This window comes from Rhizobium terrae (genome assembly GCF_003425685.1).
Lineage (GTDB): Bacteria > Pseudomonadota > Alphaproteobacteria > Rhizobiales > Rhizobiaceae > Neorhizobium > Neorhizobium terrae.
Window position 1 is genome coordinate 68,732 of the sequence record NZ_QJKM01000007.1, and the last position, 17,318, is coordinate 86,049.

The following is a 17,318-nucleotide window of genomic DNA, read 5'->3' on the forward strand; positions in this document are numbered from 1 at the left end:
ACCTGTCGAGGGCGCACCCATGGCGGGAGTCAGAGATCGCACCGACGCTGCACGTTCATGCGGCGGGCCGCCGAAACGGCTTCGCCTCGTTCGTGGGGAAGCCGTCAGGCGCTTTCCCGAAAGTCCTCGTCATCGTGGTCGGGTCCACCCATCGACATGTCGAGCGCAAACCCCTTGGCCCTGGCCTGTTGTTCCCTGACGGAACTCTCTGCCGCGCGGCCCCCGTAAGGTTTCGCCGTTGGGCGCGAAGCGGCGCCCTTCGCTGGCGTTGCTCCCTTGGGCTGCGACGGGCGCGCCTTGGCTTTGGCGGCGCCGGCGCGTTCGACCCTGAAGAAGGCGATCGACGTCTGCAGCTCTTCTGCCTGGGAGGCCAGTTCTTCCGACGTTGCCGACATCTGTTCCGACGAACCGGCATTCTGCTGGGTCACCTTGTCGAGCTGCTGGATCGCCTCGTTGATTTGGCCAGCACCAACGTCCTGCTCACGGCAGGCGGCGGAGATTTCCGAGACCAGTTCGGCGGTCTTCTGGATTGCCGGAACAAGCTTGCTGAGCATCTCGCCGGCTTCGGTCGCGACCTGCACGGTATCGCCGGAAAGCGCGCTGATTTCGGCCGCAGCGGCCTGCGAACGTTCCGCGAGCTTTCGGACTTCCGAAGCGACGACGGCAAAACCCTTGCCGTGTTCACCGGCGCGCGCTGCCTCGACGGCCGCGTTCAAGGCGAGAAGGTCGGTCTGGCGGGCGATTTCCTGGACGATCGAGATCTTCTCGGCGATCGTGCGCATTGCCGAAACGGCGCGGCCCACGGCCTGGCCGGATGCCTCGGCGTCCTTGGAGGATTGACGGGCGATCTTTTCCGTCTGGGCGGCGTTGTCGGCGTTCTGCTTGATATTGGCCGCCATCTGCTCCATCGAAGACGACGCTTCTTCCGCGGCGGAGGCCTGTTCCGTTGCGCCCTGGGAAAGCTGTTCCGAACTTGCCGAAAGCTCCTGGCTGCCCGAAGACACGTTGTCCGCCGCCGAAAGCGCATCGCCGACCACGCCGCGCAGGCGTTCGACCATGCTTTCCAGCGCAAGGCCCAGAATATCTTTGTCGGAAAGCGGCTGCGGCGAAACCGTCAGATCGCCGCCGGCAATCTGGTCGGCGACGCTTGCGGTGGTCCTGAGGTTGGCGACCATGCTCTGCATGGCAAGCCCCAGCGTATCCTTGTCGGAGAGCGGCTTTGCGTCGATCGAAAGGTCGCCCTGGGCGATGCGGTCTGCGACGGCCGCCGTGCCGCGCAGATTGATAACCATGTTCTGCATGGCAAGCCCGAGCGTATCCTTATCGGAGAGCGGCTTTGCGTCGAGCGAGAGATCGCCCTGGGCGATGCGGTCTGCGACGGCCGCCGTGCCGCGCAGGTTGGCGGTCATCACGTTGACCGTATCGACCAGGTCCTTGATCTCGTCGTTCGTCTTGACTTCGATGGTCTGATTCAGATCGCCGATGGCGACCGCATCGGCCGCAGCCTTGATCTTGCGGAAGCCGGCGTTGATGCTGAAGGCGATCCAGAAGGCCATGGCCGCCGCCAGAACGACGGAGACCGCGGTGAGCGTGATCATCAGCAGGCGCATGGAATGATAGCTATCTTCCGCCTCTTCATTCGACTTGGCCATTCGGTCACGGTTGATCTGAACGGCCTCGTCGAGCTTGGGCAGAAGGGCGTTGATGGCCTTGCGGCTCTCGCCGGAGGAAAGCGCCAGCGCCTCCCGGGTATCGCCGCGCCGGATTGCCGCATCCACTTTCTCGTTCGCGGCGTGATTGGCTGTGGCCAGCGCAAGCGTCGCGTCCCAGGACTGTTTCTGGTCCGCCGAAGCTGTCTTGGCCAGATTTTCAAGCAGAATGTTGAACTTCTGTTCCAGTTCGTCGCCGCGGGAATAGAACATGTCGATCTCCTCCTGCGAGGTCGCGAGCAACATGTTCTTCTGGGCACGGACGCGGTCGAGCGCGAGGTTGTTCAACTGCTGGATCTGATCCAGCCTCCGTGCCGCGATTTCCGTGACATAAATCATCGCATCGTTGGCGGCGCCCAGGCTATATATTCCGTAGCCTGCCGTTCCGACCAACATGGCAAGAAGGAAGCCGAACGCCAGTCCCAGCTTCAGTTTGATGGTTATCCGCATAGCCTTATCCCCAGGCAACGAGTGAAATGTAGAGCTCCCGACCGAGCGGGAAACGATGAGAGCGAAGACGGTCGCATCCACTCTCCTGAATGATCTGGTCCTGAAATATCCCCTTGCGGGGAACCCATTTCCCCGCCTTTTCAGGCCGGGAAATATTCGTGGCGGGCCTCAAGCGCTTTCGCGGAAGTCTGCGTCGTCCGCGTCCGGACCCCCGATCGAAAGATCAAGCGCAAAACCCTTGGCGCGCGCCTGCTGCGCGGCAACGGTGTGGCCGGTCTGTCTGGCATGAGAGGCATGCGATGCCGGTTTTGCTGCAGGTTTCGGAGCCGGCCTTGCGGCTGTCGGAACCTTGGCGGCAGGCTGGCCGCGGCCCTTCATCGCGGACGAGTCCACTCTGAAGAAGGCGATCGACGCCTGCAGCTCTTCCGCCTGGGCGGCCAATTCCTCGGAGGTCGACGACATCTCCTCGGAGGCGCCGGCATTCTGTTGAGTCACCTTGTCGAGCTGCTGGATCGCCTCGTTGATCTGGCTGGCGCCGATATCCTGCTCGCGGCAGGCAGCGGAGATCTCCGACACCAGTTCGGCGGTCTTCTGGATGTCCGGCACCAGTTTGTTCAACATCTCGCCGGCTTCGGTCGCGACCTGCACGGTTTCACCCGAGAGCGCGCTGATTTCGGCCGCCGCAGCCTGCGAACGTTCCGCAAGCTTGCGGACTTCGGAGGCGACGACCGCAAAACCCTTGCCGTGTTCGCCGGCGCGCGCTGCCTCGACGGCGGCGTTCAGGGCGAGAAGGTCGGTCTGGCGGGCGATTTCCTGAACGATCGAGATCTTCTCGGCGATCGTGCGCATGGCGCCGACGGCACGGCTGACGGCCTGGCCGGAGGCTTCCGCATCCCTGGACGACTGGCGGGCGATCTTTTCGGTCTGGGCGGCGTTGTCGGCGTTCTGCTTGATGTTGGCCGCCATCTGCTCCATCGAGGCAGAGGCCTCTTCGGCGGAAGAAGCCTGTTCGGTGGCGCCTTGGGAAAGCTGTTCGGAGCTTGCCGACAGTTCCTGGCTACCGGACGAAACGTTGTGGGATGCCGCGAGCGCGTCGGCGACGACGCCCCGAAGGCGCTCCACCATGCTTTCGAGCGCTAGGCCGAGCGTATCTTTATCCGACAGCGGCTTGACGTTCACCGTCAGGTTGCCATTGGCAATCTGATCCGCAACGCGGGCGGTCTCCCGAAGATTGGTGGTCATCGTGCGGACGCTCTCCACGACGTCGCGGATTTCGTCATTCGTCTTTATGGCAATGTCCTGGTTGAGATCTCCAACCGCGACCGCGTCGGCAACAGACTTCACTTTTTTCAGGCCGCTGTTGATCCCGAGCGCGATCCAGAAAGCAACGCCGACGGAGAGTACGAAAATCACCGCAAGAGCTGAAATCAACAGATTGCGGGACCATTCGTATTGGTCACTGGTAGCCTGGTCTGTCGCCTTCATATCCGCCGCGATCGCCTCGCGAACGGCATTCAAGCTCACAAGCATTTCGTTGAAGGCTTTGCGGCCTTCACCCATCGACAGTTCGCCACCCTTGCGGTTGGACTCCTCGGTATTTTCCATCCCATAAGCCAGCACCTTTTCGTCCAGCTGCTTCCAAGTCGCCAATTGGCGGAAAAGCTGGTCCACTTTTTCGACCACAGCAGGATTTTTGCTCTGCTTGAGCAGTTCCAGTGCCCGATCTGCCTGCTGCAGGTTGCTTCTGGCGGAGTTCACAAAGCCATTGATCTGCTGCGGATCGGTGCTGATGACGACATTCTTTTCATCCCGGATTGCGTTCAGGATTGCCGTCGACATGTCCGAAGAAATACGCAGGTTCGTTGCCGGACCCTGAACAATGTTCGTTACCGCCAAATTGAGCGATGCCAGGTTCATGATCGCGATGATTACGGTGGCGCTTGACAGCAGGATGAGGAAGCCGAATGCCAATGTCAGCTTGAGTTTGATAGTGAAGCGCATCAATTGATCCCCCGATGCGTATGCGGTGATCCTGCGTTCCCGAGATTGGAAGCGCTGTGAAGCCAGACAGGCGATCATTCACCCCCTGGCGGCCGTTGCCGGCCAACGTCGTCGCATACACACGGCGGCGGTATGCCGGGCTCGGGGCCCGGCATCGATCTTGGAGCGCCTCAGGCGCTTTCGCGAAAGTCCGCGTCGTCGGCGTCCGGTCCGCCCATCGACATGTCGAGAGCAAAACCCTTGGCGCGAGCCTGCTGGCTGTGCACCGATTGATCCTGTTTGTGGAACTGCTGCATGACCGGGTGATGGGCCTGGGCAGGCCGGCCGGCCGGCTTGGCGGCCGGTTTGTGGACGGCCGCGGCCGGTGCGCGTCTGACTGGCTTGTGACCGCCCGACTGATCGACCTTGAAGAAGGCGATCGACGCCTGCAGCTCTTCCGCCTGGGAGGCAAGCTCCTCGGAGGTCGCCGACATTTCTTCGGAAGCGCCGGCATTCTGCTGGGTCACCTTGTCGAGCTGCTGGATCGCCTCGTTGATTTGGCTGGCGCCGATATCCTGTTCGCGGCATGCGGCGGAGATCTCCGATACCAGTTCGGCGGTCTTCTGGATGTCCGGCACCAGCCTGTTCAGCATCTCGCCGGCTTCGGTCGCGACCTGCACGGTATCGCCGGAAAGCGCGCTGATTTCCGCAGCCGCAGCCTGGGAGCGTTCCGCAAGCTTGCGGACTTCCGAAGCGACGACCGCAAAGCCCTTGCCGTGTTCTCCGGCGCGCGCTGCCTCGACGGCGGCGTTCAGGGCGAGAAGGTCGGTCTGGCGGGCGATTTCCTGAACGATCGAGATCTTCTCGGCAATCGTGCGCATCGCGCCAACGGCGCGGCCAACCGCTTGGCCGGAGGCCTCCGCATCACGCGACGACTGGCGTGCGATCTTTTCGGTCTGGGCGGCGTTGTCGGCGTTCTGCTTGATGTTGGCCGCCATCTGCTCCATCGAGGCAGAGGCCTCTTCGGCGGACGAAGCCTGCTCGGTGGCGCCCTGGCTGAGCTGTTCGGAGCTTGCCGACAGTTCCTGGCTACCGGAAGAAACGTTGTCGGAAGCGGCGAGCGCATCGCCGACCACGCCGCGCAGGCGCTCGATCATGGTGTTGACGTAGCCGAGCAGTTCGCCGATCTCGTCCTTGGTAGTGACCGTCGCAAACCGCGTCAGGTCGCCCTCGGCGACGTTCTGGACGGCGCTCACGGCGTTGCGCAAGCCTCTGTTGATCGAAAGCGCGATCCAGACGGCGGCCAGCACGGCAATCAGGAAGGCGCTCACTGCGACCGAAATCATGATCAGGCGCGTCTGCGCATAATCGGCCTCCGACTGGGTACCGGCGTCGACGAGGCGGCTTTCTTCGAGCTTGACCACCTCCGAAAGGAGGGCATCGATGTCGTTGGTGACTGCCCGAGCCTCGTTGTTGGAGATGTGCAGAGCCGCGGTCGCGTCGCCGCCCAGCATCAGCTGGCGGATACGGTCGTCCTGCTTGCGGAATTCAGCGGTGAAGCCGGCGAGCTTTGCCCAGAGGACCTTGCCCTGCTCGGTTGCTCGCGCTTCAACCAATTTGAAGGTTTCGTCGAAGGTACGCCGGGCTTCATCCGACTTCGAGATATAGCCCTGCATTTCTTTGGGCTCTGTGGTCAGCAGCAAGTTCTTCTGCTGGCGAATCTGCTGAAGCTGTTCGTTGTTCAGGGTCTGGGCGAGCTTGAGCCGCATGGCCGGCCCCTGCAACACGCCTTCCAGCGTATCGTTGAGATTGCTGAGGCTCAGAATTCCATAAGCGGCAGTCGCCAAGAGCATGAGGATGACGAAACCGAAAGCGGAAGCCAGCTTCAGCTTGATTGAGGCACGCATTTTACGTCTCCATCGAAAGGGTGATCAACCGTGGGGGCTCCCGGTCGAGGAATGGTCGTGTTGAGCGGAGAAGATCACCTGGAGATTGGGGATGATGATGAACTCTGTTCCCCGTTTTACCAGGCAATCGATGAAGTCCGGCCGCCACCGCATGCCGACGCTCGGCGGCGGCTCGCCTGCGGCACGCATCAGGGTCGTGACTTCGTGGACTTTGTCGGTACGGATGCCGGCAAGCACAGGCTCGCCGTCTATGTCGAGGGCGATGACGATGATCCGGCTGTCTATCGTCGGTTTTGTCGCTTCCATGCCGAATGCCAGTCGGATGTCTGCGAGCGGAATGACCTTGCCGCGGAAGTTGATGACGCTGCCGACGAAGGCCTTGGCGCCGGGCACCGTCGTTTCGGGCAGGAGATCGAGGATTTCCTGCACGATGAAGGCTTCCAGCGCAAACATCTCGCCGGCGATGTCGAATGTCAGGACTTCCAGCTCGTCGCGGCCGTCCCAGATATTTTCGGAAATCTTTCTGACTGCCTCGTTCATCCCGCCGCGCGCAGATGCGCCTCCTGTTGTTGTCCTTCCGCCACCAGATGGCCGACATCGAGGATCAGGGCCACGTCGCCGTCACCGAGGATGGTCGCGCCTGAGAAGGTCGCGACGTCGTGATGCAGCTTCGACATGGCCTTGATGACGGTCTGATGGTCGCCGATGATCTGATCGACCACCAGGCCGACTCTTTCCGAACCGGTGGAAATGACGACCACCTTCTGGAAGGGATCCGGCTTGGTGCCGGTGCGGAAGAGATCGCGCAGCCGCAGGAACGGCACGAGGCTGTCCCGCAGCGAGATGAAGCTGCGGCCGCGCGAACGCATGTCTTCCTCGATTGAAAGCTCGAGGCATTCCTCGACCGCCGAAAGCGGGATGACGTAGCGGCCCGAGCCGACGCGGACGAGCAGGCCGTCGATGATGGCGAGCGTCAGCGGGATCGCCAGAGAGATCTCCGATCCCTTGCCGGAATGGCTGGCGACGTTGATCGTGCCGCGGAGCGCGTCGATCGTCCGCTTGACCACGTCCATGCCGACGCCGCGACCGGAAAGGTTGGTTACCGTCTGGGCCGTCGAGAAGCCCGGCTGGAAGATCAGCTGGTAGATTTCCTGGTCGGTGAGGCTGGCATTCGGCTGGATGAGGCCCGAGGATTCCGCCTTGGCGCGCACCCGTTCCTTGTTGATGCCGCGTCCGTCATCCTTGATGGTGATGATGACTTCGCCGGCCTGCTGGCGGGCGGAGAGCGAGATGTGGCCGGCTTCCGACTTGCCCGCCGCGAGGCGTTCTTCCGGAGTTTCGAGGCCGTGGTCGCAGGAATTGCGCACCAGATGGACGAGCGGATCGGCAAGTCGCTCGATGACGCTCTTGTCGACTTCCGTCGTTTCGCCCTCGGTAACGAGTTCGATCGTCTTGCCGGTTTCATGGGCGAGGTCGTGCACCAGGCGGCGGAAACGGCTGAAGAGATGCGCGACCGGAACCATGCGCAGCACCATCATCGTGTCGCGCAGTTCGCCGGAAAGCCGCTCCACGTCTTCCGAGACGGCGCGCAGCTGCAGGTCGCCGCTGCCGCCGGCAAGCTGCGAGAGCCGCGACTGGGCAATGACGAGTTCTCCGACGCGGTCCATGAGCTCATCGAGCTTTTCCGCCGGCACACGGACGTTTTCGGAGGCCTTGTTCGCCTTGTTGTCCACGGGAGCCGGCGCTGCCGGGGCAGGGGAGGCGGCGCGCGAGGCCGGAACTGCCGGGGCAGGCGATACTACTTCGTTTGGCGCCGCTGCCGTATCCGTGGCGGGCGGCTTGGCCGCCGGAGCCTCGATCGCGGAAACGTCGAGCTGCATCTCGTCCATGACGAAGATGAAGACGTCGTCGATCGCCGAGCGCGGCTGGGTCGTCAGGAGTTCGACGTCCCAGCTGACATAGAGGTCGGTCGGAGCAAGGAGATCGAGAGAGGGGATGGCCGAGCGATCCGCGACGATCTTGCATTCGCCGAGTTCGCGCAGCTCGTCGAGCAGCGGCAGCGGATTTGTGCCGTTGGCCATGGCATTCTGCGGCAGGCTGAAGCGGATCTTGAAAAGCGTCTGGCCCGGAGCGACCTTGAGGGCCGGCGCCGAGCCAGGATTCTTGGCGGCTTCGACGGCCGACCTCAGATTGGCGAGAAGCATCTCGCTCATCGCGCCGTGGTCGCCTGACGGCGTCTCGACCAGTGCACGCATATGGTCTTTGGCTTCGAGAACCGCCGTGACCAGTTCCTGGGTTGCCGGCACTTCGCCCTTGCGAACACGGTCGAAGGCCGTTTCGCAGTGATGGGTAAAGGCGGCCAGGGCTTCGAAGCCGAACATGGCGCCGGAACCCTTCAGCGTGTGGAGGCCGCGGAAGACCGCGTCCACCTGATCCTTGTCGCCGAGGTTGACGTTGAGGTCGAGCAAGCCCGCCTCGATCTGTTCGAGAAGCTCGGCCGCTTCCGTTCTGAAAACCGCGATAGGATCGGGAAAGCTCATTTGCCGAGCACCTTCTTGACGATCTTGACCAGGCTCTCCGGATCGAAGGGCTTCGTCAGCCAGCCGGTCGCGCCGGCGGCCTTGGCCTGCTGCTTGAGGTCGTTGTCGGATTCCGTCGTCAGGAAGATCACCGGAACGCCCATATGGGCCGGCATCTTGCGCAGTTCGCGGATCATCGTCAGGCCGTCCATGTTCGGCATGTTGAGATCGGTCACGATCAGATCGAATTGGCCGCCGTTGAGCTTGGCAATGCCATCCATGCCGTCGACGGCTTCGGTCACCTGATAACCGGCATTGCTCAGCGCGACGCGTGTGGTTAGCCGGATACTCGCCGAATCATCGACCGTGAGGATACTGGCGCTCATTGAATTCCCCCTTGATGAAGCCAGAATTTCGCGTCTTCAGCGGATAGTCCCTCAAGGAAACCGCTGCGTTGCAGAACATCAAGCATCGGGCCGCTGGCAGGTTTTTTGAGCGCGATGCGTTTACCGGCTGTGCCGGCGTAGATTCGTGCCGCTTCCATGAGCTGAATGAAGCTGATGTCCACCTGGCAATCGTCCGAAAGCTCGATGGCGATGGACTGGTTTTTGTCGATGAATCGAAGCACTTCCTGCTGCACGGTTGTGATTGCGCGCACCGTCAGGTTGTCCGGCAGGCAAAGGTAATCCTCTTTAACATTGGAAGCAGTCATTTTGACCCCAATATAATTCCGAAAACGCTGAAATAGCTGTCCGAATTTGGACTTACATCCTTAACGAGAGATTAATGGCGCACGGCCATTTCTAGCGACGCAATATTAACAGGTTGTATTTCGCAGCCCGCGAGATTGGGAAAATTAACTACAAGTCGCAAAACCCTTGAGTTGTTCGGCGGGAATTAACACCTGTCCCGCACTCTGCCCCTCGCATAGGACGAGATCTTGCCACGATCTGGCTGGCGCGAGGCTGTCCCAAAACAACACAGGCGAGTTTATCGCCGTTCATTTTAGCAGGCAGAGGCCCTCATCGGGCCTGAAAGGTGAGACGAAGTGGCTGTCAGGGCATCCATTTTTGACATCGCGCAGGGATCTCCGGGCGTACTGCCCGTTGTCGATCGCCTGGAAACTGCGCGGTCGCGTATAGAAGAGCGCTTTCTCGAAGGCGGCGCCGCCCTTCTGTCGATTCTCGACGTGCTGAACAAGCTGATCGCTTCCCTTGACCAATTGACCGGTTCTCTGGACGAGGGGACGGCGAACGCCACGATGGCCGAACTGACGAGCACGGTGGATCGCCTGTCGCGCTTGACCCGCATCGAAACCGAACGCCAGGCCGGATTCCAGGAGATCGCCTGCGCGGAACGCAAGCTTGAGCCCGAAATCGAGGAGATGCAGGAGACCCTGCGTTACCTGCGCACCTTCGCGGTCACCGCCAAGATCACCGGCGCCGGTATTGCCGATTTCTCCGGCTTTGCGGAAGAAATTCTCGAAAGGATCCAGGAAGGAACCCGGCAGGTCAACGATTTCGCCGGCAAGCTTTCGACGCTTGGCCATGGCCTCGGTCCCGTCATGACCAAGGGCAAGGCGATCCTCGCAAGTTATAACGAGACGGTGCCGCAAATCGTCGCCGGCCTGTCGAAGGGAGCCGCCGAGATCGGCAAGCATCGCAAGCTGCTTGGCGAGCGTGCGGCAAAAGTACGCAGCGTTGCCGGCGGTATTCAGACGAAACTCGCCTCGACCCTTTCGGCCATGCAGGTGGGCGACATCACCCGTCAGCGCATCGAGCATTGCCAGTCCAGCCTGCAGATCCTGTCGGAATATCTGGAATCGCCCGCAGGCAGCGCGCTCGACACCGGCCAGCGCGAAAGCTTGTCGCTGATCATTCGCCAGCTCGTGTCGCTGCAGCTCAACCAGTCGATTGCCGATTTCGACCGCGATACGGCCAAGATCGTCGCGACCGTCGCCAGCTTCCGCTCCGATCTCGCGCAGATCGAAGCCCTGCGTGGCGCGATGACCGAGGGCGACGACGAAAGCGACAATGCAATCCGCCAGCTCGAGAACGGCGTGGCGGCCGCCCGCGTCGCCGTGCGCGAGATCGAGGATGTCGCCAGCCAGGCTGGCGCGCTCAGCCATTCCACCGTCACCATCGTGCGTGAACTTCTCGACGGTATCGGCATCGTGCGGGCAGTCCGCACCGATATTCATTACATGGCGCTCAATACCAACCTGCGCTGCGGCAAGATCGGCGAGGAAGGCAAGGCGATCAACGTCGTGACCGCCGAGCTCCGCAACTTCGCGGGCAAGCTCGACGAGACGGCGGAAGAGATTCTCGCCCAACTCCAGACGCTGGAAACCGCCGCCAACAAGCTGGTCGGCGTGCAGGGCGAGGAGAACGAGGAAAGTCTCGACAGCCGGCTCGAACATGCGGTGGAGAACATCCGCGCCGTCGGCGACCGCATGGATGCGCAGATGGCCGGCCTCCGCGACCAGAGCAAGACGGCCGTCAGCGAGATGGACATTTCGCTTGCCCGCCTGAACTTCAACGCCGAACTCGGCGAAGTGCTGCGTACCTGTGCCGGGGAGATGGAAATCGGCGAGGACGTGTTCGAAGCGCCCGGCCTCGAAGAGGTGCTCGCCGATATCGGCGGCCGCATCGGCCGGCTTTACACGATGGTGGCCGAACGCGAGCTGCATGCCGCGGTGATGGGAACCCAGCCGCCTGTGGAAGCAGCTGCGGTCGCAACGGTCATGTCCGACGAGGATATCGAGGATGCTCTGTTCTGATCCGCCTCAGGGGCTGAACAGCAGGTTCGGCATGTAGAGAACGATACCCGGCATGAAGATCGGCGTCAGCATGACGATCAGCACCGAGCCTTCCATGACATCGTTTCATGTCTCCGGCTCTTCCGGATGCCGGCTCCTCCGCCGGATCGCCGTCATGGCGCCGCGGCGGGCCTTTCGGGCCCATAGCGTTCCGCGAGTTTTTTGAAGGCCTGCTGCGTTTCGGGATCGAGCGGAACGCCGCGTGTCTTACGTTCCTCGGCGATCAGCCATTCCCGGTCGCCCGGCGCCATGACCTTCAGGCCCTCCCTGGCAGGCGACGAACGCAGCACCTCGACATAGCGTTGCATGCCCGTCTGGAAGACATCTTCGGAAACGAAGGCGCCCGGCTTCAGCGCCAGTACGAAGGCGCCAAGAGCGCGGGGCGTGGAGAAATCCGGTCCGTTCATGGGCAGGAGGTCGAAACTCAGGCGCATGCCGGACAGAACTGCACTCAGGATCTCCACGAGGCCCGCCAGCCCCGCGCCCTTGAACCCGAACTCGCCGCCCACAGGGGCCAGCATTTCCACCAGGGAAGGATCGCGCGTATCAAGTCCCTCGGCATCCGACGCGACCCCTTCGGGAAGCTTCCGGCCGAGGCTGCGGTAGAGTTTTACCCGGTTGTAGGGGATGGCGCTGGTCGCCATGTCGAGGAACCAGGGATTCTGGCCGCTGATCGGGACGGCGAAGGCGATCGGGTTGGTGCCGTGAAACCGCATCGCGCCGTCATGCAGGCGCACGAAACTGTCGGAATTGCAGAAGGCGGCGCCGATATAACCCTTCGTTGCCGCATGCAGGGCATAGGCGCCCGCCGGTCCGAAATGCGAGCTGTTGCGGATGGAAACCGCGCCGATGCCGAACTGCCCGGCAAGCTCGATCGCCTTTTCCATTGCCTCATAGGCCGCAAGCGCCCCATGGCCATGGTCGGCGTCGAGCGTGCCGAGCGCCCCCGCCGTCTGCGTGAACCGGAGTTTCGGGGCGGCGTTGACCCGCCCGCCGGTCATGGCGGCGATGTAGTGGTCGAGAAGCCGAACGCCGTGGCTGTCGACGCCGAAGCGCGATCCGTGCATCATCGCCCGCGTTGCGGCTTCGGCGGTTGCTTGATCGGCGCCGGCGGCCAGGAAGACGGCGCGGCAGAACCGGTCCACATCCTCGATCGACGCGTGGAGGACGCCTTCCTCGATCGGCTGCATGGTGCTCACAGGGTCTGCCCTCCGTCGACGATCAGGATTTGGCCGGTCATGAAGGCGGCCTCGTCGCTTGCGAGATAAACGGCCGCCGCAGCCATTTCCTCCACCGTGCCGAGCCGGCCCATCGGTTGGCGGGATATGAAGGTGCGGCGCATTTCCCCGAGGTTGTCGCTCGCCTCGATCCGCCCCTCCAGGCCGGGCGAAAGAGACACGGTTCTGATCGCTGCGGAATGGTCCGCAAGATCGGCCATCTTGCCGGCCGAGCGGCTTGTCGCCACCACTTCCGCACCCTCGGCGGCAAAGGCTATCGCGATGGCGCGGCCGATGCCTTGGCCAGCTCCCGTCACCAAGGCGCGTTTTTGCGCCAGTCGACCGACCATCCTTGCTCCTCCAAAGATCTGGCAACTTTGAGTACAATAACGTATAATGTGTACACTAGACGAATTTCCGTTTTTGACAAGAGTTTTTTCACGCCGACAACGGCTGACCCAGGACCCCGGAACGCCCGAATTGAACGGACTCGGCCTTGCTGGTATTTCTCCGCCATGATGCATCGTTCTTTGTGAAGGGTGGTGGCATCGAAAATTCAGGGAGAAGACATGACGGCAGGACGCACGGCCGATGTGGACCGACCGCGGCCCAAGGTGGCGGGAGGGGTTGCTCCGCGCCTCTATCAGCAGGTTTTCGAGATCGTCGCCGGGCAGATCGCCCAGGGCAACCTGCCGCCGGGTGCGCGCCTGAACGAATCCTCGCTCGCCGAACAGTTCAAGATCAGCCGTGCGCCCGCTCGCCAGGCCCTGACGGAACTCGAGCGGCACGGGTTGCTCGAAAAGTCCTCCGGCCGCGGTTATGCGGTGCGCTCCAACGTTTCCGGCGGTGACGCCGCAATCCCTTCACTCGAAGCCTCCGACGAGCTGCGCCTGACCCAGTTGTCGAGCTGGGAAAAGATCTACGGCGAGGTGGAAAGCGAAATCGCCGCCCGCTGTTCCTTCGCGGGCTGGCGTGTCAACGAGACGGAACTCGCCCGTTTCTACGATGTCAGCCGCACGGTGGCGCGCGACGTCGTCGGCCGCCTGCAGCAGCGCGGCATCGTGCGCAAGGACGATCGCTCCCGCTGGGTCGCACCCGCCATGACGCCGGACCATGTAGGCGAACTTTACGAGCTTCGCTGGCTCCTGGAGCCGGTCGTTCTCGAAAAGGCGGCCGCAAAGGTCCCGCCGGAGTTTGTCGCGGCCATGCGTGCCAATCTCGAAGCCGCCGTCGAGAACGCAGCCGAACTGACAGGACCCGACCTCGACAGGCTGGAAGAAGAGCTGCACGTCACCCTGCTCGGATATTGCGACAACCGCACGCTCATGCAGGCGATCAGCCTGCCGCAGGCACTGCTTGTGGCGCACCGCTTTCTTTACCAGTGGATGCCGCGGCTTTTCGGCACCGAACCCTTCCTGCCGGAGCATATCGAGATCGTCGAGCGCCTGCAGGCGGGCAGGGTGGAGGATGCCGCCCGGTCGCTGAAGCGCCATCTTCAGGTGTCGCGCGAGCGGGCGATCGACCGCATCGTCATGGTCACGAGACAGGTGCATCCGCACGATCTGCCCTATCTCGAGAAGCTCGACTAGATCTCTCGACGTCGCACGGCGTTAAGATAAATCATGGGTGGCGCCTTGACCTTTGGGCGGGTCTCAGTCATTGGACCGCCTTTATCCGATGCGGCGCTCGATGCGGGACGAACCCCGGCGGCGCCCTGAAAGAGAAAACAGGAAATGACCAAGGCAACATCCTCGGCGCCCTCCCAGCGCATGCTTCGCGTTGGCGAACAGGTCCGCGCCGCCATAACCCAGGTCCTGCAGCGCGGCGAAGTGCGCGACGACCTCATTGAAAAGACTGTGATCTCCGTGTCCGAAGTGCGCATGTCGCCGGATCTGAAGATCGCCACCGCCTATGTGACGCCGCTCGGCCTGCCCGACCACGGGGCGGTCATAGAAGCGCTCAATCGCAATGCCAAATTCATCCGCGGCCGTCTCGGCGGGCAGCTGAGGCAGATGAAATACATGCCGGAAGTGCGCTTCCGCGACGATACGAGCTTCGACAACTACAAGAAGATCGACGATCTCCTCCGGTCTCCCGAAGTCCAGCGGGACATCGAAGCCGATCACAAAGACGACGAATAACAAAGAGTACGCCCAAGACTGCCTATGTCCAAACCAAAGAAACCCAAGGGCCGCCCGGTTTCCGGCTGGCTGATCCTCGACAAGCCGGTGGATTTCGGCTCGACCGAGGCCGTCTCAAAGATCAAGTGGCTGTTCAACGCCCAGAAGGCCGGCCATGCCGGCACGCTCGATCCGCTTGCCTCCGGCATGCTGCCGATCGCATTGGGAGACGCGACGAAGACCGTTCCTTATGTCATGGACGGCCGCAAGATCTATGAGTTCGCGGTCACCTGGGGTGAGGAACGCTCGACCGACGATCTCGAAGGCGAGGTGACCGTCAGGTCCGACAGGCGCCCGACCGAAGAGGCGATCCGCGCCCTCCTGCCGAACTACACCGGCACGATCACGCAGGTCCCGCCGCAGTTTTCCGCGATCAAGATCGCCGGCGAGCGCGCCTATGATCTCGCCCGTGACGGCGAGACGGTCGAAATCCCCTCCCGCGAGGTGGAGATCTTCCGACTGACCTTGCTCGGCGTAACCGCCGACAAGGCGCATTTCGAGGTGGAATGCGGCAAAGGCACCTATGTGCGGGCGCTGGCGCGGGATTTCGGCCGCGATCTCGGCTGCTACGGCCATGTCTCGGAACTGCGCCGCACGTTCGTGGCGCCGTTTGCGGAAGACAAGATGGTGCCGCTCGCCGATCTCGTGGCGCTCGAGACGATCGAGGACCGCGACGAGCGGCTGGCGGCGCTCGACGAATTCCTGATCGATACCGCCGAGGCGCTGTCCAACCTGCCGCACCTGCCGGTCTCCGACGATCAGGCGCATCGCCTCAAGATGGGCAACCCGGTGATCCTGCGCGGTCGCGACGCGCCGCTGATGGAAGCCGAGGCCTATGCGACGGCGCGCGGAAAGCTGATCGCCATCGGCGAGATCGGCCAGGGCGAATTCCGCCCCAAGCGGGTCTTCGGCTAAGCCGAACGCGCTCCGACCACGCCGCAGGCGATTGAAAGCCATCCAATCGGCCCATTTGCCGTTTAAAGCCGATTGTCTCACGCAGCCACCGGCCCGATGCGGTGGCTGTGCTCCTGCTTTTGCCGGCCTCAAGACCGGGAGGTCTCATGGCTACCGACAAACGGGCATTGCCGGATCGTGATCCTGCAGTCTCCACGTTGCTGAGCCGCAGCCCGCATGATCTTGCCGAGGTGATGGATGATTTCGGCCATATCGTCCGGCGCCGCCCCCAGGCCGTGTTCAGGCCCGCATCCGCCCGTGACGTTGCCGACCTGATGCGGTGGGCAGCAGGCCGAGGCTTGAAGGTTGCGGCGCGGGGGCAGGGCCACTCGACCTATGGCCGCGCGATGGCGGAAGATGGCATCGTCATCGACATGCGCGCGCTGAATGTGGTTCGGCAGGTTCTGCCGGACCGGATGGTCGTCGATGCCGGCGCGACATGGAACGTGGTTCTCGACGCCGCGCTGGTGAGGGGCCTCACGCCGGCGGTGCTGACCAATTATCTCGAGCTTTCGGTCGGCGGCACGCTTGCGATCGGCGGAATCGGCGGGACGACGTTCCGGTACGGCCTGCAGACGGACAACCTCCTCTCCCTGGATGTCGTGACGGGCGATGGCCGGGAGCTGACATGTTCGGAAAACGAGAACTCCGATCTTTTCGATGCCGTCCGTGCCGGGTTGGGCCAATGCGGAATCATGACGCAAGCCACGCTGCGCCTGGCGCGTGCGCCTGAGCGGGTCCGCCGGTTCCATCTTTTCTATGCCGATCTGCATTCCTTGACGGTGGATCTGCGGACCGTGCTTGCGGATGGCCGTTTCGACTACCTGCAGGGTGCGATTCTTCCGGGCGGAACCGGCGTATGGCGCTATCAGCTTGAAGGTGTGGCTTTCTACGATGGCGCCGCGGTTCCGGACGAAAGATCGCTTGTTGCCGGCCTGTCGGATCAGCGCCGCGCCGCGGAGGTTTCGGATCTGGCCTATATCGAGGATGTCAGGGCATTCGCACGTCTTGAAACGCTGCTCCGGTCCAATGGTCAATGGTTCAATCCGCACCCATGGCTGCTGACGTTCCTTCCCGGCTCCAGCGCGGAGCGGATCGCCGGCGATATCCTGGATGGATTGACCGATGCGGATGTCGGCCCCTTCGGCCGGATCACCTATTATCCCGTGTTCACCGCGGCGATGCGCACCCCGTTGCTTCGGCTGCCGGACGAGAGCATTGTTTTCCCGTTCAATCTGGTCCGGATTCCGGCCTCCGACGAGGCTGCTCAAACGGCGGACTTGATCGCCAGGAACCGCTTGCTCTACGAGCATATCCGCAGCGCAGGCGGCATTCTCTATCCCGTCAGCGCCTTTCCCATGTCTCGGGACGACTGGAGAGACCATTTCGGGCCGAGATGGTCTTTCTTCTCCGATGCCAAGCGACGTTATGATCCGCTGAGCATGCTTGCGCCGGGCTACGAGCTTTTTTGACCTCGGCCGATATGCTTTGCGAAAGACGGCCGTCTGCGATGCCGTTGCGGCCGTCGATATCGGCTCTTCCAATCCGGATATGAATAGTTTATAGGCAGCGCCAGCATGAAGG

General features: G+C 62.5%; 13 protein-coding genes and 2 pseudogenes. 5 read left to right on the plus strand and 10 right to left on the minus strand.

Annotation, left to right across the window (positions count from 1 at the left end; genetic code table 11):
- Positions 1-104 precede the first annotated feature (104 nt).
- From DMO26_RS35085 to DMO26_RS14285, 8 genes and pseudogenes are all read right to left on the minus strand, one after another.
- A pseudogene (locus DMO26_RS35085) lies at positions 105-1,283 on the minus strand (methyl-accepting chemotaxis protein); the annotation flags it as partial.
- A 120-nt stretch (positions 1,284-1,403) separates the two neighbouring features.
- A pseudogene (locus tag DMO26_RS35090) lies at positions 1,404-2,159 on the minus strand (MCP four helix bundle domain-containing protein); the annotation flags it as partial.
- Between the two features lie 168 nt (positions 2,160-2,327).
- Complete coding sequence (locus tag DMO26_RS14260) at positions 2,328-4,160, minus strand: methyl-accepting chemotaxis protein (protein ID WP_117192824.1); 1,833 nt, start codon at positions 4,158-4,160, stop codon at positions 2,328-2,330.
- A 170-nt stretch (positions 4,161-4,330) separates the two neighbouring features.
- Positions 4,331-6,046 (minus strand): methyl-accepting chemotaxis protein, encoded by a 1,716-nt coding sequence (locus DMO26_RS14265; RefSeq protein ID WP_117192825.1) that lies wholly within the window; start codon positions 6,044-6,046, stop codon positions 4,331-4,333.
- 24 nt (positions 6,047-6,070) lie between these two features.
- Positions 6,071-6,586, minus strand: coding sequence for a chemotaxis protein CheW (locus tag DMO26_RS14270; RefSeq protein ID WP_117192826.1), 516 nt, complete (start codon positions 6,584-6,586; stop codon positions 6,071-6,073).
- Positions 6,583-8,586, minus strand: a complete 2,004-nt coding sequence (locus DMO26_RS14275) for a chemotaxis protein CheA (protein ID WP_117192827.1) — start codon at positions 8,584-8,586, stop codon at positions 6,583-6,585. The genes DMO26_RS14270 and DMO26_RS14275 overlap by 4 nt, the downstream gene beginning before the upstream one ends.
- Complete coding sequence (locus DMO26_RS14280; protein WP_117192828.1) at positions 8,583-8,951, minus strand: response regulator; 369 nt, start codon at positions 8,949-8,951, stop codon at positions 8,583-8,585. The genes DMO26_RS14275 and DMO26_RS14280 overlap by 4 nt, the downstream gene beginning before the upstream one ends.
- Positions 8,948-9,277 carry an STAS domain-containing protein gene (locus DMO26_RS14285; RefSeq protein WP_117192829.1) on the minus strand — a complete coding sequence of 110 codons (330 nt, stop codon included), beginning with the start codon at positions 9,275-9,277 and terminating at the stop codon, positions 8,948-8,950. Before DMO26_RS14285 ends, DMO26_RS14280 begins: the two co-directional genes overlap by 4 nt.
- Before the next feature lie 336 nt (positions 9,278-9,613).
- On the opposite strand from DMO26_RS14285, the gene DMO26_RS14290 reads away from it, so the two are divergent.
- Complete coding sequence (locus DMO26_RS14290; protein ID WP_117192830.1) at positions 9,614-11,344, plus strand: methyl-accepting chemotaxis sensory transducer; 1,731 nt, start codon at positions 9,614-9,616, stop codon at positions 11,342-11,344.
- Positions 11,345-11,496: 152 nt separating this feature from the next.
- Here DMO26_RS14290 and DMO26_RS14295 read toward each other — a convergent pair whose 3' ends face one another.
- Both DMO26_RS14295 and DMO26_RS14300 read right to left on the minus strand, forming a co-directional pair.
- Positions 11,497-12,573, minus strand: a complete 1,077-nt coding sequence (locus tag DMO26_RS14295) for an Ldh family oxidoreductase (RefSeq protein WP_117193097.1) — start codon at positions 12,571-12,573, stop codon at positions 11,497-11,499.
- A gap of 5 nt (positions 12,574-12,578) precedes the next feature.
- Entirely contained in the window at positions 12,579-12,950 is a 372-nt protein-coding gene (locus tag DMO26_RS14300; protein WP_117192831.1) for an SDR family oxidoreductase, read from the minus strand.
- A 219-nt stretch (positions 12,951-13,169) separates the two neighbouring features.
- Between DMO26_RS14300 and DMO26_RS14305 the strand changes: the two genes are divergently transcribed.
- From DMO26_RS14305 to DMO26_RS14320, 4 genes are all read left to right on the plus strand, one after another.
- Entirely contained in the window at positions 13,170-14,189 is a 1,020-nt protein-coding gene (locus tag DMO26_RS14305) for a GntR family transcriptional regulator (protein ID WP_117192832.1), read from the plus strand.
- A 144-nt stretch (positions 14,190-14,333) separates the two neighbouring features.
- A complete protein-coding gene (gene rbfA / locus DMO26_RS14310; RefSeq protein WP_117192833.1) occupies positions 14,334-14,741 on the plus strand; it encodes a 30S ribosome-binding factor RbfA in 408 nt (135 codons plus the stop codon).
- 24 nt (positions 14,742-14,765) lie between these two features.
- Entirely contained in the window at positions 14,766-15,695 is a 930-nt protein-coding gene (gene truB, locus DMO26_RS14315; protein ID WP_117192834.1) for a tRNA pseudouridine(55) synthase TruB, read from the plus strand.
- 146 nt (positions 15,696-15,841) lie between these two features.
- Positions 15,842-17,206: an FAD-binding protein gene (locus tag DMO26_RS14320; RefSeq protein WP_117192835.1), complete on the plus strand. Its 1,365-nt coding sequence runs from the start codon at positions 15,842-15,844 to the stop codon at positions 17,204-17,206.
- The last annotated feature ends 112 nt before the right edge of the window (positions 17,207-17,318 follow it).